The following is an 18,069-nucleotide window of genomic DNA, read 5'->3' as shown; positions in this document are numbered from 1 at the left end:
ATGAGTGATGAAAGTAAATTTAATTTTTCTGAAGAAGAGCAAAAACAACAGATAGAGAAGGATAAGGCAGTTGAGGAGAGAAAGGAAGCAGTAAAAAAAGACGCTAAAGGACTTTTTGCTAGTGTTTCTAAATTTTTAAGTGAGCTTTTAGATTTTAGAGACGATACTGATAGAGATGCTACTATAACTGCTATAAAAGCAGACATTCCATTTAAAGGAGCAACAGCCTGGATCTTAATCTGTTCTATTTTTGTAGCTTCTATAGGTTTAAATGCTGATTCAACTGCTGTTGTTATTGGTGCCATGCTTATTTCTCCTCTTATGGGTCCAATTCTAGGTATTGGAATGTCTATTGCATTAAATGATATTGATACATTAAAAAAGTCTTTAATCAACTTAGCTACGATGATTGTGTTAAGTTTACTTACGGCCTTTTTATTTTTTAAATTCTTTCCTGGTGCAGATTTTGGTAATAATGAAATTTTTGGACGTACCAAACCAGATTTTAGAGATGTTCTTATTGCGTTTTTTGGTGGTTTAGCCTTAATTATTGCACGGACTAAAAAAGGAACCATAGCTTCTGTCATATTTGGTGTTGCTATTGCTACAGCCTTAATGCCACCTCTTTGTGTAGCTGGCTATGGATTGGCGCACAATTGGGAATTTTTCCTAGGAGCCATGAATTTATTTACTATCAACACTATATTTATAGCATTAGCAACATTTATTGTATTAAAATTGTTGCGTTTTCCAATGCTTAAATATGCAAATTCTAAAAGGAGAAAGCGAATTGCTCAATTAGCATCTCTTGTTGCTGTCGCTGTAATGATATGGCCTACAATTAGCTTTATTAGATTTGTTGAGGAGACACGAATAGCAATTGATTTTAGGAATTTTGTTGATAAAGATATAGAGAGTAATCCCAACCTTTGGTACCAGAAAAGGGATGATGACTTAAAGCCAAGTGAAAAAACTATTAGCTTACATTTCAATGGAGATGTAAGTGAAGAAATGATTTCAGCATTAGAAAATGATAAAAAGAAATTTGAGTATATAAAAGATTTTGAGTTAATCATTAATGCTAATAAAACAAGAAGTGCTGATCGTCTAGTACAATCCTTGGATAGAGCTTATTCTGATTTAGATAGAAAAGATAATGTAATAGATGGTCTTCAAAAGCAAATAATACAATTAGAGACAAATATATCTAGTCTCAATAAAGTAATTGAATCTAAAAATTCCGACAAGAATACAGTGTCTTTTAGTTCTTTATCAAGAGATGCCAAGGTTAGGTTTAATGATTTAGAATTTTTCGGATATGCGAAAATGTTGGAGTCTAAAGATTTTATTAATATTGATACTGTAAACGTTGCAAATATTAGATGGAAAGTATCTCTGTCTGATAGTGTTGTCTTAGTTCGAGAGCGATCACTTCAAAAATGGTTAAAAGAAGAATTGAAAGTAGATACCGTTTTTGTTAGAAGAAACTAATTACAGGTTCTCTTCTAAATACATTTTACGCACTTTTTTAAATAAATTAGAAGAGTAAACAAAGTCGGTCACAACTTCATTGTCAGTTCTAAAAATGGTTTCATTAGAACCTTCCCAAGCTTTTAATCCATCTTTAAGGAAAACAATTTTCTCACCTATCTCCATAACAGAATTCATATCGTGAGAGTTAATAACTGTTGTTATTTGGTATTCATCTGTAATTTCTTGAATTAGGTTATCAATAACTATAGCCGTTTTTGGGTCTAAACCAGAATTAGGTTCATCACAAAATAAATACTTAGGATTGTTTACTATAGCCCTTGCAATAGCAACACGTTTTTGCATACCTCCAGAAGCTTCACTTGGCATTTTATGATGTGCTTCAGGTAAATTAACACGTTTTAAAACAGTATCGGCTCTATCTTCCATTTCACTTTTATTCATTTTAGTAAACATACGCAATGGAAACATAACGTTTTCTACTATAGTCATAGAATCAAATAAAGCACTTCCTTGAAATACCATGCCGATATCTGCACGTAAATCTCTTTTTTCATCAGAGCTTAATTGGCTAAATATTTTTCCGTCATAAGAAATTGATCCTTCTTCATATTCAAATAAACCGAGTAAACATTTTAAAAACACGGTTTTACCGGAGCCACTTTGCCCAATAATGAGGTTAGTTTTTCCTTTATCGAAAATTGTTGTGATTCCTTTTAGGATGTGTGCATCACCAAACGACTTCTGTAAATCTTTAACTTCTATCATTAGCCTAAGAGTAAACTGGTTAGTAAAAAGTTTAAAAGAATAATCACAACACTGGTCCAAACAAAAGACGTTGTACTTGCTTTACCAACTTCGAGTGCTCCACCTTTCATAAAGTATCCGTAAAATGACGGAATTGTTGCTAGTATAAAAGCAAAGACGAAAGTCTTAATAAAGGCGTATACAATATGAAACGGTATAAAATCTGTTTGAATACCTTCTATATAATCTTCTAAAGTCCCATAGCCACCATATACACATGCAGCCATTCCACCTAGAACTCCAAGGAACATTGCTATTGATATTAAAAAAGGGTATAAGGTTAAAGCAACAAATTTTGGGAATACTAAATAATTAATAGCGTTAATTCCCATTACTTCTAAAGCGTCAATCTGTTCTGTTACTCGCATAGTACCGATACTTGAAGTTATAAAAGAACCTACTTTACCAGCCATAATTATAGAAATAAATGTTGGTGCAAACTCTAAAATAATAGACTGTCTTGTAGCAAAGCCTACTAAGTATTTAGGTATTAGAGGGTTATTAATATTTAAAGATGTTTGTATAGCTACAACACCTCCAACAAAAAAGGCAATAAAAGCCACAATACCTAATGAGCCAATGATAAGGTCATCAATATCTTTAAGGATTAATGTTTTCATCACAGACCATTTAGTAGGCTTGCGAAAAATATCTTTAATCATTATAAAGTAAGTGCCAATATTATGAAGATACTTCATAGGTGCTAAAGTATAAAAAATGATTATGAAACGAGCATATTCAATTTTTTTTCACTCATGAAAATGATTAATTGCGAAGAGTATGTAACAAATGAAAAATAATAAGTATAAACAAATGAATTTACCTTAAATTAAAATTAAGATAATCTAAAAACCCTATTTTTGAACTTTAATTAATAGACATTATATCTCATGAAGAAATGCTACACATTAATTACGTTTTTGCTATTATTTTCGGCTTGTGGTTCACAAAATGAAACAATCCTAGCAACAGAACAAACTAATACCATTGAAACAAATTCTAAGCCTAAGCTAGTTATTGGAATTGTTGTGGACCAAATGCGTTACGATTATTTAACTCGTTTTGAATCCAAGTATGGCGAAGGAGGTTTTAAACGTATGATGCGTGAAGGTTTTAACTGTAAAAACAATCATTTTAATTACATACCAACATATACAGGTCCTGGACATGCATCAGTATATACTGGGACTACTCCAAAATATCATGGTATTATAAGTAATAATTGGTATGATAAAGAAACGAAAGAAACAGTGTATTGTGCAGGTGATGAAAATGTTAAGTCCATTGGTACAGAAGATAAAGCTGGTAAAATGTCTCCACATCTTATGTTAACTACTACCTTTTCTGATGAGAATAGATTGTTTACACAAATGCGAGGAAAAACAATTGGAATTTCATTAAAGGATAGAGGAGCTATTCTACCTGCAGGTCATACAGCGAATGCTGCTTATTGGTTTCATGGAAAAGAAGAAGGTACTTGGATAACAAGCTCATTTTATATGAATACTCTTCCAAATTGGGTGACTGATTTTAATACAGCCGAAGTTGCGAAATCTTATTTAAAAGAATGGAATACGGTTTATGATATTTCTACATATATAGAAAGTGGAACAGATGATAATAACTTTGAAAGAGGGTTTATGGGAAAAGATAAAGCTATTTTCCCGTATGATTTAAAAACCTTAAGCAAAGATAATAATGGTTTTGATATTTTAAAAGCAACACCTTACGGAAATAGCTTAACGACTGATTTTGCCATTGCTGCCATAGAAGGTGAGCAATTGGGTATGGATGAGATTACAGATGTTTTGACCGTCAGTTATAGTAGTACGGATTATGTTGGCCATAATTTTGGTGTGAACTCTAAAGAAGTAGAGGACACTTATATACGTTTAGACAAAGATATAGAACGTTTCTTTAAGTATTTAGATGAAACTGTTGGTGAAGGTGAGTATACAGTTTTCTTAACTGCAGATCATGGAGCAGTAAATGTGCCTGCCTATTTACAATCTGTAAAAGTCCCAGCTGGTTATTTAGATTACGACTCAAGGAAAGAAAAATTCCAAGCATTTTTAAAAGATACTTTCGGTACAACTGATATTGTTGAAAAGGTAAGTAATAATCAAGTCTTTTTGAGTAAATCTAAACTTAAAGAATTGGGTTTAAACCTTCATAATGTTGAACAGGCATTGGTAGATGAGCAAATAAGCTACGAAAACATAGCTAAGGTATATACTGCAACAACAATGAATAGTACCAACTTTACAACTGGTATTGAAGTGCTTTTACAAAACGGGTTTAACCAAAAACGTTCTGGTGATGTTATAATTATAGACGATATTGCGCATATTGCATACAGTAAAAAAGGGTCTACACATGGTAGTGGATTAAATTATGATACACATGTGCCGTTGTTGTTTTTGGGAAATGGGATAAAGCAAGGTGAAACATATAATAAAACAGTGATACCAGATATTGCACCAACAATTTCTGCTTTGTTAGGGATTAGTTTTCCTAATGGTTCAACTGGTTGTGTTTTAGGATTTGTGATTAAATAAATTTACCTCTAATCCCTTTCCAACGTAGATTTCTTATAAATTTACCTTCGTCAGCAGAAACAAGGAATTCAGAGTTGGCCGATTTAGCCTTAAAATAACCAGACATGTAATCTCTAAACAATTTAATATTCCCTTTTTTATAGGCTAATTTCATAGCCGAAATAAGAGTAATCCAAAAGCCATATCGCATTTTGTACATCGCTTCTCCTTGTAAATATTTGGAGGCTTTATTATAGGATTGACCAGTAGGTTTTAGATGTTTTACATGAAGGGATTCATCAGTAAGAATTACCCAACCATTATATTTTGCTAAAATCTCATCAACAGTATCCCAACCCATTGACGGCTTTAATTTGCCAATTTGATTAAAGCACTCTTTTCTATAGGCTTTTAGTGCACCACGTATATGATCTTTTCGAGTTAGACTTTCTAAAACCCATTGATTATGTTTTTCGATATAACAAAACCCAGAAGCCATACCTAGTTTTTTATTTGCTTTAAAATGATTAGAAATAGTTTCTAAATAGCTTTTTGGAAAAATAAGGTCTGCATCGAATTTGCAGATGATATCGTAGTTATTATCCAGAGCTTTTAAACCTTTGTTAAAGGCATTTATAATCTTAGAACCTGGAAGATGTTTTTCTGAGGATGTTGTGCTTATAATATTTATCCAAGGATATTTTGAAGCATAATTTTCAACAATAGTCTTAGTGTTATCAGTAGAATTATCATTGACTACAACCAATTGTTTAGGTAATAGAGTTTGCTCAACTATAGACTCTAAAGTTTTACCAATGTACATGTCTTCGTTGTGAGCAGAAATGATAATGTAAATATTCAAAATTGAAAAACTATTTTTTCAAAGTTAAACTCTTTCTGCATAAACAATATAATATCTTGGTGTAAACTGTCTAAGTAATGGTCTTATTCCAATTTTTTTCACCGGATTAGTCCATTTATCTCGTGCTTTAATTGTCCAGCCTGTTTTTTCTAAAAGCCAATCGAGTTGCCAGTCTTCGAATTCATGATAATGTCTATCCCATTTATCAGTCTTACTTCTGTAAGCACAAGAAAACCATAATCGTAATGGGATACTGATGACTAATTTATCTGCTTTAATAGCTTTTAGAACTTCATAAGGTGACAATAAATGTTCAAAGATTTCGAGAGCCGTAACTACAGTTGCAGATGAATTTTTAATTGTAGAATGGTCCTCATCTAAATCTTCACCAGTAGTATTTTCAACTGAATATCCTTCAGAAATCATAATCTCAGAAAAAGGATTCTTTATGCCTAAATCTAAAATTGTTTCTGAAGAAGAGATATGAGCCTTTAAAAACTCTAAAGAATGTTTGAAGCGTTTATTTGGAAAAGTTTTTTCGTACATGTTACTTGTCGCGAAAGCGGTAAACTCGTTAATGTTTGTATACAATAGCATTAATGTTCATGCCTGCACCAACACTCGCAAATATAATGACATCTCCTTTATTAATCTCTTGATTCTTAAGTTGCCCTTTTAAAATCATATCATATAATGTAGGTACAGTCGCAACACTAGAATTCCCCAGCATATTAATGGTCATAGGCATAATACCTTCTGGCATTTTCATACCATAAGATTTGTAGAAGCGTTTAACTATAGCTTCATCCATTTTTTCATTAGCCTGATGAATCAATATTTTTTTGACATCTTTAATTGAAATACCACTTTTATCTAGGCAGGATTTTAAAGCTTTAGGTACATTAGTAAGGGCAAATTCATAAATTTTGCGACCATACATTTTAATGTATCTACGTTGGTCAACAACGTCTAATTTATTGGTTTCTCCAAAGAATATAAAATGTGCTTCATCTAAGGCATAGGTAGCAGAATCATGGCCTATTATTCCACCATCTTCATCAGATTCTTCAACGATAACTGCAGCAGCACCATCACTATAAATCATAGAATCACGATCGTGTTTATCAATAACACGTGATAAAGTTTCTGTGCCAATAACTAAACATCGTTTTGCTAAACCAGAAGCGATAAACGCTTTAGCCTGTATAACGCCTTCAATCCAACCAGGACAACCAAAAAGTAAGTCATATCCAACACATTTTGGATTTTCAACTTTTAATAGGTGTTTTACACGAGATGCAATACTTGGTACAGTATCACTTTGTTCTGTATTATGTTTTACATCACCATAATTATGAGCAACAATGATATAATCGATACTTTCTTTATCAACTTTAGCATCTTCTATTGCTTTTTGAGACGCAAAAAAAGCTATATCAGAGTTTAATAGCTCTTCTTTTATATAGCGACGTTCTTGTATTCCAGTTATTGCTTTAAACTTTTCTATAATAACCTCGTTAGCACTATTTATAGATGATCCATCAGAATTTAAAAATTCATGATTATAGAAGTCTTGATTTTTTTCAATAATACTCGGAATATAACTACCTGTTCCAGTTATTTTAACGTTCATAAATATGATGTCTGTAGTTGTATTTTAATCTAATACGGCAATGTAACTATATTTAAATTAACAAATAGAAAAAGAGGTTTTGTTTTACGACGTTCAAACTGCAAAATATAAGACTCTTCAATAAATTTAAATAGTCTCTATGCGTCTGCATACGCCTCAATTGGCGCACAACTACAAATTAAATTTCGATCTCCATAAGCATCATCAACACGTCTTACACTAGGCCAAAATTTATTATCTCTAACATATTCTAAAGGAAAAGCAGCAACTTCTCTTGTATATGGTAATAACCATTCGTCAGAAGTTAACATCGTCATTGTATGTGGTGCATTTTTCAGAACATTATTTGGTTCATCTTTAGAAACGTTATCAATTTCTTTTCTAATAGAAATCATTGCATCACAAAAACGATCCATTTCTGCTTTGTTTTCACTCTCGGTTGGCTCTATCATCATAGTGCCAGCAACTGGGAAAGAAACCGTTGGAGCATGAAAACCATAATCCATAAGACGTTTGGCAATATCAACGACCTCAATACCATTCGTTTTAAAATCACGACAATCTATAATCATCTCATGAGCTGCTCTTCCGTTTTCACCTGTATATAATGTTGGGTAATAACCTTCTAAGCGTTCTTTGATATAATTAGCATTTAAGATTGCAGTTTCTGTAGCTTCCTTTAAACCTTTAGCACCTAGCATTTTTATGTATCCATAAGAAATAATACAAGCTAAGGATGACCCAAAAGGTGCGGCAGAAATTGCAGAAATTGCTTGGTGCCCACCAGTTTTTACAATTGGGTTTCCAGGTAAAAAAGGAACTAGTTGTTCTGCAACACAAATAGGTCCTACTCCTGGTCCACCACCTCCATGAGGTATTGCAAACGTTTTGTGTAAGTTTAAGTGACAAACATCAGCACCTATACTTCCAGGATTTGTTAATCCAACTTGCGCATTCATATTAGCTCCGTCCATGTAAACCTGTCCACCATTATCATGAATAAGCTGCGTAATTTCCTTAATGGCAGATTCGTAAACTCCATGAGTTGATGGGTAGGTAATCATCAAAGCAGATAAATTATCTTTATGTAATTCAGCTTTATCTCTTAAATCATCAACATCAATATTTCCGTTTTCCGAGGCTTTAGTGACTACGACTTTCATGCCAGCCATAACGGCACTTGCAGGATTTGTTCCATGTGCAGAAGATGGAATTAAACAGATATTTCTATGATGATCTCCGCGAGATTCATGATAAGCTTTAATAACCATAAGACCAGCAAATTCTCCTTGAGCACCAGAATTTGGTTGTAAAGATGTTGCTGCAAAACCAGTAATTTCTGTTAATTGATTTTCTAAAGCATTCAACATTAATTTGTAGCCGATAGGTTGATCTTCGGGCACAAAAGGATGCATATTTCCCCAACTGCTCCAGCTTAGAGGCAACATTTCAGCGGCAGCATTTAGCTTCATAGTACAAGAACCAAGTGAAATCATAGAATGATTTAAAGCTAAATCTTTACGCTCTAAGCGTTTAATGTAACGCATTAATTCAGTTTCAGAATGATAAGAATTGAATACATCAAATGTTAGAAAATCTGATTGACGTTGTAAATGATTAGGAATGGTTTCAATATTTGTAATGGATACAATTTTATCAGTTGTGTTACCTGTTGCACGTTCAAAAATTGAAATAATCTCATTTAAGTCTGAAATTGTTGTAGTTTCATTAATTGAAATCGTAACTGTATTTGTATCTGGATAATGAAAGTTCACTTCACTTTTCTCTGCTTCATATTTTACTTTAACAGCATCCACTTTTATTTGCAGCGTATCAAAATAATGTGAGTTTACTTGTTCTAAGTTTAAATCTTTTAAAGCATTAGCAAGAGTTGAGGTAGAGTCACATACTTTATTAGCAATGAATTCTAAACCTTTTGGGCCATGATAAACGGCAAACATACCAGCCATTACAGCTAATAACACTTGTGCTGTACAGATATTAGACGTGGCTTTTGCTCTTTTAATATGTTGCTCTCGTGTTTGTAGGGCCATACGTAAAGCTCTGTTGCCATTAGTGTCTTTTGTAACTCCAATTATACGACCCGGTACATCACGTTTGTAAGCTTCTTTAGTAGCAAAATAAGCAGCATGTGGACCACCATAGCCCATTGGGATTCCAAAACGTTGTGTCGTTCCCACAACAACATCAGCACCAAATTTACCTGGTGCTTCAAGCTTTACTAAGCTTAAAATATCAGCTGCTACTGCAACTTTTATTCGAGATGCATTAGCCTTTTCTATAAAACCTTTGATATCTGTAATCTGTCCGTTTTTTCCTGGATACTGTAATAATGCACCAAAGAATTCTTCAGAAAGATTAAACTCTGCTTCATTGCCAATAACTAATTCTATACCTATAGGGTTTGCTCTGGTTTCTAATAAGGAAATAGTTTGAGGTAAAACTAAATCTGAAACAAAGAATTTATTAACACCTGCTTTCTTTTGATCACGTTCTCTTACTGCAAAAAGTAAACTCATAGCTTCAGCTGCAGCTGTACTTTCGTCTAAGAGTGATGCGTTTGCAATTTCCATTCCGGTTAGGTCTATAACCATAGTTTGAAAATTTAACAAGGCTTCTAAACGGCCTTGAGCGATTTCGGCCTGATATGGAGTATAAGCAGTATACCAACCTGGATTCTCTAATATATTTCGCTGAATTACTGCAGGTAAGTTTGAGGGATGATACCCTAAACCTATATAAGATTTAAATACTTTATTAAGTTTTGAGAGCTCATAAATATGACTTAAATACTCTTGCTCACTCATCGCTGGCTCTAAATTTAAGTCGGTCTTTAGACGAATATCTGAAGGTACAGTTTCGGATACTAGTTGTTCTATACTAGTAACACCAATAGTGTTTAACATGGCTTTTTGTTCCAAAGAATTTGGGCCAATATGTCTGAGTGCAAAAGAGGTTGTATTCATTCTTTATTTAGCAATTTTTTTGATATGCAAAAATACGGAATTAGCCTTTTTATTTAGTTAATGAAAACTAAAGTTTTTAACCATAATAAAGGGTTATTAACACATTGCTTATTTTTGTTTGATGACTGTTCTAAAACGTATATTCAATTTCTATTTAAATAGTAGTATTCATGTGGCACTTGCAGTTTATGCTTTAACATGGATAACGTTGATTGAATTTGGTTTGGATTATGATGAAAACGTTCTATATTTTGTGTTTTTTGCGACGATTACAGGTTATAATTTTATCAAATATTTTGGTGTGGCCAAATTTCACCATCGTAGTCTGGCAGTTTGGCTTAAAGTGATTCAGCTTTTTTCTTTCGTTGCATTTATTGCGATGACTTATTACGCCTCTCAGTTAGAGATGAAAACCCTTTTATTGCTCTCTGTATTTGGTCTCATAACTTTTCTTTATGCCATTCCTTTGGTTCCTATGCATTACTTCAGAGATAGTCAGAAAAACTTGAGAGAAATAGGTGGATTAAAGATTTATGTTATCGCTTTAGTTTGGACATTTACAACTGTATTATTACCATTGTTAGATAATGAAGTGCTTTTGAATACCGATGTAGTTATTACAAGTATTCAACGTTTTGTTTTTGTAATTATACTAATGTTACCTTTTGAAATTAGAGACCTTAATTACGATAGTGTAAAATTAGCTACCATACCACAGAAAATTGGAATTAAGAATACTAAAACAATAGGTGTTTTACTCTTAATTGTATTTTTTTTCTTAGAATATTTTAAGGATGAGTTAACTGGTAATGCGATTCTTGTCATGTTGATTACATTTTTGGTAACATTTCTATTATTAATTTTTTCAAATAAAAATCAATCTAAATATTACAGCGCATTTTGGGTAGAAAGTGTGCCAATAGTTTGGCTAGTAATTTTATTGATGCTTAGCTAATTCTTTTTCAAACTGTTCCTGTAGTTTTTTGCGTTCATCTTTCTTCATGCAGTTTACTTCAGCTTTTTCAACAACTTGGCTGAGCTTATTATTATTTTTAGAATAAGCCTTTGTGATTCGACACCAAGAAAGTCTGAGCCCTAATTTGACACGTTCCCATCCTGTAGCTTCACCATATTGTCTTTTATCACAAATATGTTGTGCTTCTTCGCAACTAACAAATAAAAAACTTTTTTTCATCTTTTGTTTTCCGTATGACCGGACTATCTTTTTTTATTCAAACCAATTTTTTTCCATGCAACCAGCCAGAGCTGTTCTTGCTCTATGGATGATTACCCAGAGGTTAGACGCAGTTATATTCAATTCATTACAAATGGTTTCTGTGTCATATCCTAAAATAGTTTTCATCTTAAAAACTTCAGCTTGTTTTTCAGGTAGCTTATCTAAGCAATCATAGATGGCGTCACCTAATTCTGAATTTTCTAATTTATCCTCCGCAGTTTTATCAAACGGATCAGCTACACGTTCTTCAAGCCAATCTCCCTCAGAATCTGTATCACTATTATAACTCATTCTAACTTCAGCTTTACCTTTATTAGAATTTATTTTTCTGTAATGATCAATTATCTTTCTTTTAAGAATAGATATTAACCATGTGCGCTCACTAGCTTCACCTTTAAAATTAGCCATAGATTTTAAACCGGCCAAAAAGGTTTCAGATACTAAATCCTGAGCCATTTCTCTGCTACTAACACGTGTTATGGTGTAGTTAAAGAGGTAGTCAGAATAGAGTTTTATCCAATTATTAGGTTTTATTTGATGATTAATCATTTTTGTTTTTCATTGCTGAACCAAAAATAGTGTAAAAAAATGAGAACTGAATTATGATTTTACAAGTGAACTTAATGCATTATCAATATTTGTATATGTGAATTTGAAGCCATTATTTATAAGGTTTTCTGGAAGTACATTTCTACTTTTTAGAACCAATTCTGATTCTGTACCAATAACTCTAGCACCTAACTTTAATAACCATTTTGTTTGAGGAATACCAAATGGAACATTCAAAGCTTTTCTTAATGCTTTCATCAAGTGAATGTTTGTAGTAGGTTTTGGAGAAACGATATTAAATGTACCTTCTAGATTTTGTGTCACTATAAAATCAATTGCTTTAGCAAAATCGAGCTCATGAATCCAACTTACTTTCTGCTTTCCATGCCATTGTTTTCCTCCTAAACCGAATTGTGTTAATCGTTTTAATGGAACAAGTGCTCCACCATTTTTACCAAGAACAATAGACGTTCTTAAAATTACTTTTTTTGTTTTAGTTGTTTCTATATTATTAAAAGCGATTTCCCAAGATTTAGCAATATTCATTGAGAAATCATCACCAATATCTCCGTTTGTTTCTGTCATTTCTTTGTTATAAGAATCTTCATAAATAGTAGATGTAGACATGTTTAACCAAATTTTTGGAGGATTATTACAGTTGTTTACAGCTTTCCCCAAAATGAGAGTAGAGTTGATACGAGAATCGTGAATTAGTTTTTTATTAGCTTCAGTATATCTACAATCTACAGATTTCCCTGTTAGATTTATTAAGATGTCTGTTTTATTTAATATAGTAGTCCAATTGTCTAAATCTTTCGCATTCCAATACATATCATTATCCCGTTTAGGGTTTCTAGTTAGGATATAGATAGTGTGTCCTTGTTCTTTAAAGTAGTTTTCTAGGACTTGACCTAGAAACCCACTTCCTCCAGCTATGGTGATTGTATTTGTTTTCATATGATAAGTTATTTAGTAGCACTGATGATATAGTATCCAAAACTTTTCATGTGTAAACCAGTTATTAACGCATAAAAAGAACCTTTTAGATTATGCAAACTTTCTCTTTTTATAGATTTAAAACTTAATAGTTTTTTTAGTATAAAACCAGCTATTGCAAATGGTACGTGTAAGACTGAAGGTGCCACTCTAAATGATACGTCCTCGACTTTAATATTTTTAAAACCAAGAGTTTCTAACTTTTCTTTTATAAACGAATGAGTTTCTAATTTTTCGAGACTCCAATGATCGCATAGACTTTTGTAAGAATAATGAGCTCCTTTGCAAAGTTCTGTTGCGTCCTTTTTTAAGAAGGCATCAGCAATTACTAATCGTCCTGCCGGTTTTAAAATACGATGTGCTTCTTTTAGTGAATTTTCACCGTGACCAGAATGACAAAAGCTCTCTACCGCAACCGCAGAATCAAATGAATTAGATTTAAAAGAAGTGTTATTGTAGTTTTCTTTCAGAATGATTCCATTCTTTCCTTTTAGTAAATTATTGCCTTGTTGCACTTGGAAATCAGATAAGGTTACACCATAAGCTATTATATTTTTAAATTGCTTTAAAGCATAACGCATAGTACCTCCCATTCCACAACCTAAATCAACAAGACGATTTTTAGTGTCTTTTATGTTAAGACATTTAATTACTTGAGCATTCATTTGGTTAAGCATTGAATCTCTTTTAAACGGATTAGTTTTAAATGGAATGAAATACCCAAAATGCATATTGAAATCATTGCTCCAAAATTCGTAATCTTCAGAAGCTTCGTTATAGAAATCGATCATTTCTATTTTGTTTTGTTCTGAGTAATTTTGATAATCTAAGGTCTGTGTTTTCATGATTTTTGATTTTTGTAAATTAAATAAGTAACTACAGTGAAATAAAAGCCAATAAGCATAAGAATTACATATAGTGTGGCAATGTCATAACCTTTAAGAATTTTAGTAAATAGGAAAGTAAGGAATAATATAAACCAAGTTAAGACTAAAAACCAGTATGCTTTGAGTGCTTTATGACCAACGGAATTATTTTTTTGAATATCATCAATTAATTTTACACCAATTACAAATTGAAATATGCCAAGTCCCATTTGGCGGAGAGCTCCCAAAAGAGGCTCGTATATGTAAAGTCCAATTACAGTGAGGTAAAATAAAATATTAGTGTAGTGCGTGCTTTTCAAAATAAAATTTGTTTTTAAATTTTCAGAAAAAATTGAAAGTTTCATTTAAAAAAATTAAAGCTTTTTTGCATGAATAATTTCAAACAAATCAAAAACTCTTTGATGCTCAATAACGCTTATTTTTGTGTTTATTAAATTCGATTTTAATCTATTCATGTTTTTATGATTATTAATGTAAGGGAAAAGTGCTTTAAACTGTTTACCGAACATATTAGACACAAATACATCTAAATAAAATTTAATAAATTTTAAATTCAAATAATTCTTTGGCTTTACGAGCTCTAGTAAAAGCACTTCCCCATTAGGTTTAAGTAAATGATTTATCTTCTCTACAAATACACTAAGTTGTTCTGATTTAATAGTTTTAATTCCAAATGAACATAATATAATATCGTAGGATTCTGGTTTATGATTAATCTCAAAAAAATCACTCTCAATTTGATGAATTGTTTTAGTCTTATAATTTAACAGAGCAGCTTTATTCATTTGAGTTGCAAAATCTACAGTTGTAATAGAGGTGTTATTTTGTTGATCAATGTATTTAAGGTTTTCTCCTTTTCCACTCATAATGTCTAAAACAGATTTATTTTCAAAACTTTCGACCTTTTTTATAAGCTTTCTTCTCATATAGTTAGTCACAAATAATGATGCATACTCGTTAGTGATATAAGTTTTGCTTAAACCGTCAAAGTATTCTATAAGATTAGAGCTAGTAGTCATACTTATCGTTTATTGAATTTAATACATGTAGCTGCATTTCATTAATTGTGTAATTGGACCAAAGCTTCCAATACCATTTAGGTGCAATTTTGTAATTATATGATGTTTTAGCAATAATCTTGGTTGTATTTATATCTAAAGGTTTTAAAGTAATTTGCCCATAGTTTACAAAAAAGTAGTTATGTAAATGTTCAGCGTCTATTGAATCGTAAGGAGTTAATTCGCGCATCGGGATTGTCTGCTCTCTAGGTTTAAAAGTCACTTGAGAATTAGCCTTAAAGTTTATAATGTCTAAATTTATAGTGTCGTTATTAGTAATACATAAGTAACTATGTTTATTATCATCTAATTGAATTGATTTAGGATAAGAAATACCTTTTTCAAAAAGTAACATCGGTGTTTTCTCAAAAACAATTTCATTAGAAAGATCATTCCATATTTTTTCTTTCGAAACATTAACTATTAATTCTGTTATTACTTCTTCCTTTATTGGTTCTGTATAGCTATCATAGATATACGTTGTAGGATTCATTAAAACAATTAAGATTATTGAGTTACGTTTTAAATTCTTATCAGCATTGCCAATACCTAAACCGATTGTATAAGTTATTGTCATTGGGATGACTAAAAAAGGATAAGCCATTAAGACACAAATTGCACCTTCTAAGCCAATTGCAATTAAAAACCCGCAGAAAACAGCAAAAAGAAGCATTATGAGTATAAACCCTTTTAAACCTTTTTTGATTGTCTTAGTTAATCCTCCATTAAATGATCTAGAATACCCAATTAAAAAAGCTATTGTACCTGGAATAGTAAAAAATAGAGTTGTACCATAATTTCCATTTTCTAAAAGTGAAAACCAAAGTGCCGTAAGAAAAATGATTACTAATGTAATGACAAGATATTTGTGCTTTTTAAGTATCGGGTGCATAATAATATAATTTTAAACTTTCAGAAAAAAATGAAAGTTAGAATTAAAAAATATATTGGTTATTTCATCAGTTTAAAAACAGACTTAGTTAACCAGTTTTGTTTTTGATTTACTAACTTATTCATTAAGGTGTCTAAGTCATCGGTTAATTCTTTTAATGCTTTGGTCTGTTTAATTAATTCTTTTGTTTTTTCGGTACCATCATCTTTAATAGAAGAGACTTCGTCTAAAACTTTAATTACTGGTTTTATTTCTCTTCGACTACGTTCTTTAGCCACTATTCTTGCTAATTCTTGAACATCTTTTTCTGTTGTAAAAAATTCTTTTCGTTCTCCAGTCACTAATACCTTAGTCACAATTCCCCAATCCATAAGTTGTCTTAAATTCATACTCGTATTTCCACGAGAGATTTTAAGTTCTTCCATAACATCCTCCATAGACAATGGTTTTGTAGAGATGAAAAGCAAGGCTTGTATTTGAGCCATGGCTTTATTTATACCCCAAAGTGTGCCTAAACTACCCCATGTACTAATAAACTTTTCTTTTGCTTGTTGGTATTCCATATAGCAAATGTACAATAATTATTAAACTTTCAATAATTATTGAAAGTTTGTTTTTTAATTTTTCTTATTTTAGTTGATAAATTGACTTACTATGAAAATAAAACTACTTTGTCTTTCTTTACTTATGTTTGGAATATGCCAAGCCCAAATAGAGCTCGTTCCTAATCCTTGTGATATCAATTCTGGAACAATTACCTTTAAATATGGTGAGTCTGGAGATTACTCAATTTTTGATCCAATGAGTGACCCAAATTTGTACCTTTACACAGGTTTGCAAACTGATGTTGACCCTCTAACTTGGGATTATCATGATGATTTTACAGATGTTAATACAATGATTCCCCTCACTTATGATGCTATTTTAGGCTATTATGTTGCAACTTTTAACCCAGCAACACGAACTTATCTTGAAGAGCCAATGTTAAATTCTACTACAATTACCCAAGGTACTGAGGTTTTTGATTGGTACTTTTTAGTAACAGTTGGTGATCAATCTAGGCAATCAGCTGATTTAATGGGAAGTGATTATGGGTTTGGTTCTGCGATTCTTTCGGTAGAGAATTATGATTTAATTGACAATATCAAAGTAGGCAATGGTGAAATAACATTTAAGTCTCCGGCACAATACGATATTTCTGTTTATGATATTTTAGGAAAGAATGTTGTTAATCAACAATTAAATATTAGCAATAGCTTAACTCATAATTTTCAATTACAGAGTAATGGGATTTATTTGGTTAAAATTAGTGATGGTATTAACTCCCGAACCGTCAAGATGTTGAAATATTAACTATTTTATTTGAAGATGAATGTGATCGTCGTGCCGAACAGCTTTGCATCCATGAAAAGAAATTTTAGACCTATCATTTAAACCTAATCTCGTTTTGAGATAAGGCTCAATAAATACCTTTTGTGTTTCAGAATGAGAAAGAAGTGTTTCTATTATCGTTTTAGTTGAATTTGAATCAAATTTTAAATCGTTAACTATTTCAAAAGTGATATATTTAGTAAAATCATACTGCCAATTACCTTTTTCAATGCAGTTTTCTGTTGTTAAATTATTTGGTTTCACATAGGTACCATAACCTGATAGTGAAGGTTTTTTATTTGTTTTATTTCCATTTTTATTTAGATAATTAAAGCTAAGATCAATTTTTTTGCCATCATTATGACTTAAGTGAGGTAGAAGTGGAAACTTATCAAAAAACGGAAAATTGCCATGTAAATATGTGATTTGTGTTTTACTTGCCTTAGAAGAACTATATAATAAGTTTTTCAATTCCGGTTTTACATAGTTTCTAAAAGCTAATGGGTAAAACCAATTTTTGGGTTTTAAATTAACATCAAACCATGGTAATTTTTCTCTTCCAAAGTATGAAGCAATTGGAGGTACTAAAACTAAATTGAATAATAAATAGAATACTGGGAAAATAACGCGCTTTTTACACTTAGTTTTAATCGAAAGAAAAACTGTTATTAACCAGATTAACCCACCAACTTGAGTTAATGCTGTTAAAAATGTTATTAGTATTAGATGTCCAAGAAGTTTTAGAAACCACATAGACATTAA

Annotated in this window: 19 protein-coding genes; 4 read left to right on the top strand and 15 right to left on the bottom strand. The window is 31.6% G+C overall.

Annotated elements, in window-relative coordinates; all coding sequences use genetic code 11:
- Positions 1 to 1,491: a DUF389 domain-containing protein gene (locus tag WPG_RS02945; protein WP_045469168.1), complete on the top strand. Its 1,491-nt coding sequence runs from the start codon at positions 1 to 3 to the stop codon at positions 1,489 to 1,491.
- On the opposite strand, the gene WPG_RS02940 is transcribed toward WPG_RS02945, so the two are convergent.
- Together WPG_RS02940 and WPG_RS02935 are read right to left on the bottom strand one after the other, a co-directional pair.
- Positions 1,492 to 2,259 carry an ABC transporter ATP-binding protein gene (locus WPG_RS02940; protein ID WP_045469165.1) on the bottom strand — a complete coding sequence of 256 codons (768 nt, stop codon included), beginning with the start codon at positions 2,257 to 2,259 and terminating at the stop codon, positions 1,492 to 1,494.
- A complete protein-coding gene (locus WPG_RS02935) occupies positions 2,259 to 2,996 on the bottom strand; it encodes an MlaE family ABC transporter permease (protein ID WP_045469162.1) in 738 nt (245 codons plus the stop codon). The genes WPG_RS02940 and WPG_RS02935 overlap by 1 nt, the downstream gene beginning before the upstream one ends.
- Before the next feature lie 192 nt (positions 2,997 to 3,188).
- Between WPG_RS02935 and pafA the strand changes: the two genes are divergently transcribed.
- Positions 3,189 to 4,856 carry an alkaline phosphatase PafA gene (gene pafA / locus WPG_RS02930; protein WP_045469159.1) on the top strand — a complete coding sequence of 556 codons (1,668 nt, stop codon included), beginning with the start codon at positions 3,189 to 3,191 and terminating at the stop codon, positions 4,854 to 4,856.
- On the opposite strand, the gene WPG_RS02925 is transcribed toward pafA, so the two are convergent.
- The 4 genes from WPG_RS02925 to gcvP form a co-directional block, all read right to left on the bottom strand.
- Positions 4,849 to 5,697 carry a glycosyltransferase family 2 protein gene (locus WPG_RS02925; protein ID WP_045469156.1) on the bottom strand — a complete coding sequence of 283 codons (849 nt, stop codon included), beginning with the start codon at positions 5,695 to 5,697 and terminating at the stop codon, positions 4,849 to 4,851. The genes pafA and WPG_RS02925 overlap by 8 nt on opposite strands.
- 24 nt (positions 5,698 to 5,721) lie before the next feature.
- On the bottom strand, positions 5,722 to 6,243 hold the full coding sequence (locus tag WPG_RS02920; protein ID WP_045475096.1) for a methyltransferase: 522 nt from the start codon (positions 6,241 to 6,243) through the stop codon (positions 5,722 to 5,724).
- Between the two features lie 28 nt (positions 6,244 to 6,271).
- A complete protein-coding gene (locus tag WPG_RS02915) occupies positions 6,272 to 7,330 on the bottom strand; it encodes a 3-oxoacyl-ACP synthase III family protein (protein ID WP_045469153.1) in 1,059 nt (352 codons plus the stop codon).
- A 137-nt stretch (positions 7,331 to 7,467) separates the two neighbouring features.
- The gene (gcvP, locus tag WPG_RS02910; protein WP_045469150.1) at positions 7,468 to 10,317 is read right to left on the bottom strand and encodes an aminomethyl-transferring glycine dehydrogenase; all 2,850 of its coding nucleotides are present in this window, start codon (positions 10,315 to 10,317) and stop codon (positions 7,468 to 7,470) included.
- A gap of 121 nt (positions 10,318 to 10,438) precedes the next feature.
- On the opposite strand from gcvP, the gene WPG_RS02905 reads away from it, so the two are divergent.
- Positions 10,439 to 11,272, top strand: a complete 834-nt coding sequence (locus WPG_RS02905) for a membrane protein (RefSeq protein ID WP_045469146.1) — start codon at positions 10,439 to 10,441, stop codon at positions 11,270 to 11,272.
- Here WPG_RS02905 and WPG_RS02900 read toward each other — a convergent pair.
- The 8 genes from WPG_RS02900 to WPG_RS02865 are packed head-to-tail and all read right to left on the bottom strand — an operon-like array spanning position 11,255 to position 16,499.
- The gene (locus WPG_RS02900; RefSeq protein WP_045469143.1) at positions 11,255 to 11,512 is read right to left on the bottom strand and encodes a hypothetical protein; all 258 of its coding nucleotides are present in this window, start codon (positions 11,510 to 11,512) and stop codon (positions 11,255 to 11,257) included. The two genes, WPG_RS02905 and WPG_RS02900, sit on opposite strands and share 18 nt — an antisense overlap.
- Before the next feature lie 33 nt (positions 11,513 to 11,545).
- Complete coding sequence (locus tag WPG_RS02895) at positions 11,546 to 12,103, bottom strand: sigma-70 family RNA polymerase sigma factor (protein ID WP_045469140.1); 558 nt, start codon at positions 12,101 to 12,103, stop codon at positions 11,546 to 11,548.
- Positions 12,104 to 12,154: 51 nt separating this feature from the next.
- Entirely contained in the window at positions 12,155 to 13,060 is a 906-nt protein-coding gene (locus WPG_RS02890; RefSeq protein ID WP_045469136.1) for a TIGR01777 family oxidoreductase, read from the bottom strand.
- Between the two features lie 8 nt (positions 13,061 to 13,068).
- Entirely contained in the window at positions 13,069 to 13,944 is an 876-nt protein-coding gene (locus WPG_RS02885) for a methyltransferase domain-containing protein (protein ID WP_045469133.1), read from the bottom strand.
- On the bottom strand, positions 13,941 to 14,330 hold the full coding sequence (locus tag WPG_RS02880; RefSeq protein ID WP_045469130.1) for a hypothetical protein: 390 nt from the start codon (positions 14,328 to 14,330) through the stop codon (positions 13,941 to 13,943). The genes WPG_RS02885 and WPG_RS02880 overlap by 4 nt, the downstream gene beginning before the upstream one ends.
- Before the next feature lie 9 nt (positions 14,331 to 14,339).
- Entirely contained in the window at positions 14,340 to 15,005 is a 666-nt protein-coding gene (locus tag WPG_RS02875) for a class I SAM-dependent methyltransferase (RefSeq protein WP_045469127.1), read from the bottom strand.
- Entirely contained in the window at positions 14,995 to 15,936 is a 942-nt protein-coding gene (locus tag WPG_RS02870) for a hypothetical protein (protein WP_045469125.1), read from the bottom strand. The genes WPG_RS02875 and WPG_RS02870 overlap by 11 nt, the downstream gene beginning before the upstream one ends.
- Before the next feature lie 59 nt (positions 15,937 to 15,995).
- On the bottom strand, positions 15,996 to 16,499 hold the full coding sequence (locus WPG_RS02865; RefSeq protein ID WP_045469122.1) for a GbsR/MarR family transcriptional regulator: 504 nt from the start codon (positions 16,497 to 16,499) through the stop codon (positions 15,996 to 15,998).
- Between the two features lie 91 nt (positions 16,500 to 16,590).
- On the opposite strand from WPG_RS02865, the gene WPG_RS02860 reads away from it, so the two are divergent.
- Positions 16,591 to 17,289, top strand: a complete 699-nt coding sequence (locus WPG_RS02860) for a T9SS type A sorting domain-containing protein (RefSeq protein WP_045469119.1) — start codon at positions 16,591 to 16,593, stop codon at positions 17,287 to 17,289.
- Here WPG_RS02860 and WPG_RS02855 read toward each other — a convergent pair whose 3' ends face one another.
- The gene (locus tag WPG_RS02855; protein WP_045475094.1) at positions 17,290 to 18,060 is read right to left on the bottom strand and encodes a hypothetical protein; all 771 of its coding nucleotides are present in this window, start codon (positions 18,058 to 18,060) and stop codon (positions 17,290 to 17,292) included.
- Positions 18,061 to 18,069 lie beyond the last annotated feature (9 nt).

It is taken from the genome of Winogradskyella sp. PG-2, assembly GCF_000828715.1.
Lineage (GTDB): Bacteria > Bacteroidota > Bacteroidia > Flavobacteriales > Flavobacteriaceae > Winogradskyella.
Note: the sequence above shows the minus strand (reverse complement) of the source record. Positions and strands in the feature narration are given on the sequence as shown.

What these genes read in the sequence shown, in the direction of transcription:
- WPG_RS02895 (WP_045469140.1), bottom strand. Translation starts at nt 12,103, where the DNA reads ATGATTAATCATCAAATAAAACCTAATAATTGGATAAAACTCTATTCT.
- WPG_RS02905 (WP_045469146.1), top strand. Translation starts at nt 10,439, where the DNA reads ATGACTGTTCTAAAACGTATATTCAATTTCTATTTAAATAGTAGTATT.
- pafA (WP_045469159.1), top strand. Translation starts at nt 3,189, where the DNA reads ATGAAGAAATGCTACACATTAATTACGTTTTTGCTATTATTTTCGGCT.
- WPG_RS02935 (WP_045469162.1), bottom strand. Translation starts at nt 2,996, where the DNA reads ATGAAGTATCTTCATAATATTGGCACTTACTTTATAATGATTAAAGAT.
- WPG_RS02885 (WP_045469133.1), bottom strand. Translation starts at nt 13,944, where the DNA reads ATGAAAACACAGACCTTAGATTATCAAAATTACTCAGAACAAAACAAA.
- WPG_RS02900 (WP_045469143.1), bottom strand. Translation starts at nt 11,512, where the DNA reads ATGAAAAAAAGTTTTTTATTTGTTAGTTGCGAAGAAGCACAACATATT.
- WPG_RS02940 (WP_045469165.1), bottom strand. Translation starts at nt 2,259, where the DNA reads ATGATAGAAGTTAAAGATTTACAGAAGTCGTTTGGTGATGCACACATC.
- WPG_RS02870 (WP_045469125.1), bottom strand. Translation starts at nt 15,936, where the DNA reads ATGCACCCGATACTTAAAAAGCACAAATATCTTGTCATTACATTAGTA.
- WPG_RS02880 (WP_045469130.1), bottom strand. Translation starts at nt 14,330, where the DNA reads ATGAAACTTTCAATTTTTTCTGAAAATTTAAAAACAAATTTTATTTTG.
- WPG_RS02855 (WP_045475094.1), bottom strand. Translation starts at nt 18,060, where the DNA reads ATGTGGTTTCTAAAACTTCTTGGACATCTAATACTAATAACATTTTTA.
- WPG_RS02920 (WP_045475096.1), bottom strand. Translation starts at nt 6,243, where the DNA reads ATGTACGAAAAAACTTTTCCAAATAAACGCTTCAAACATTCTTTAGAG.
- WPG_RS02915 (WP_045469153.1), bottom strand. Translation starts at nt 7,330, where the DNA reads ATGAACGTTAAAATAACTGGAACAGGTAGTTATATTCCGAGTATTATT.
- gcvP (WP_045469150.1), bottom strand. Translation starts at nt 10,317, where the DNA reads ATGAATACAACCTCTTTTGCACTCAGACATATTGGCCCAAATTCTTTG.
- WPG_RS02865 (WP_045469122.1), bottom strand. Translation starts at nt 16,499, where the DNA reads ATGGAATACCAACAAGCAAAAGAAAAGTTTATTAGTACATGGGGTAGT.
- WPG_RS02945 (WP_045469168.1), top strand. Translation starts at nt 1, where the DNA reads ATGAGTGATGAAAGTAAATTTAATTTTTCTGAAGAAGAGCAAAAACAA.
- WPG_RS02890 (WP_045469136.1), bottom strand. Translation starts at nt 13,060, where the DNA reads ATGAAAACAAATACAATCACCATAGCTGGAGGAAGTGGGTTTCTAGGT.
- WPG_RS02875 (WP_045469127.1), bottom strand. Translation starts at nt 15,005, where the DNA reads ATGACTACTAGCTCTAATCTTATAGAATACTTTGACGGTTTAAGCAAA.
- WPG_RS02860 (WP_045469119.1), top strand. Translation starts at nt 16,591, where the DNA reads ATGAAAATAAAACTACTTTGTCTTTCTTTACTTATGTTTGGAATATGC.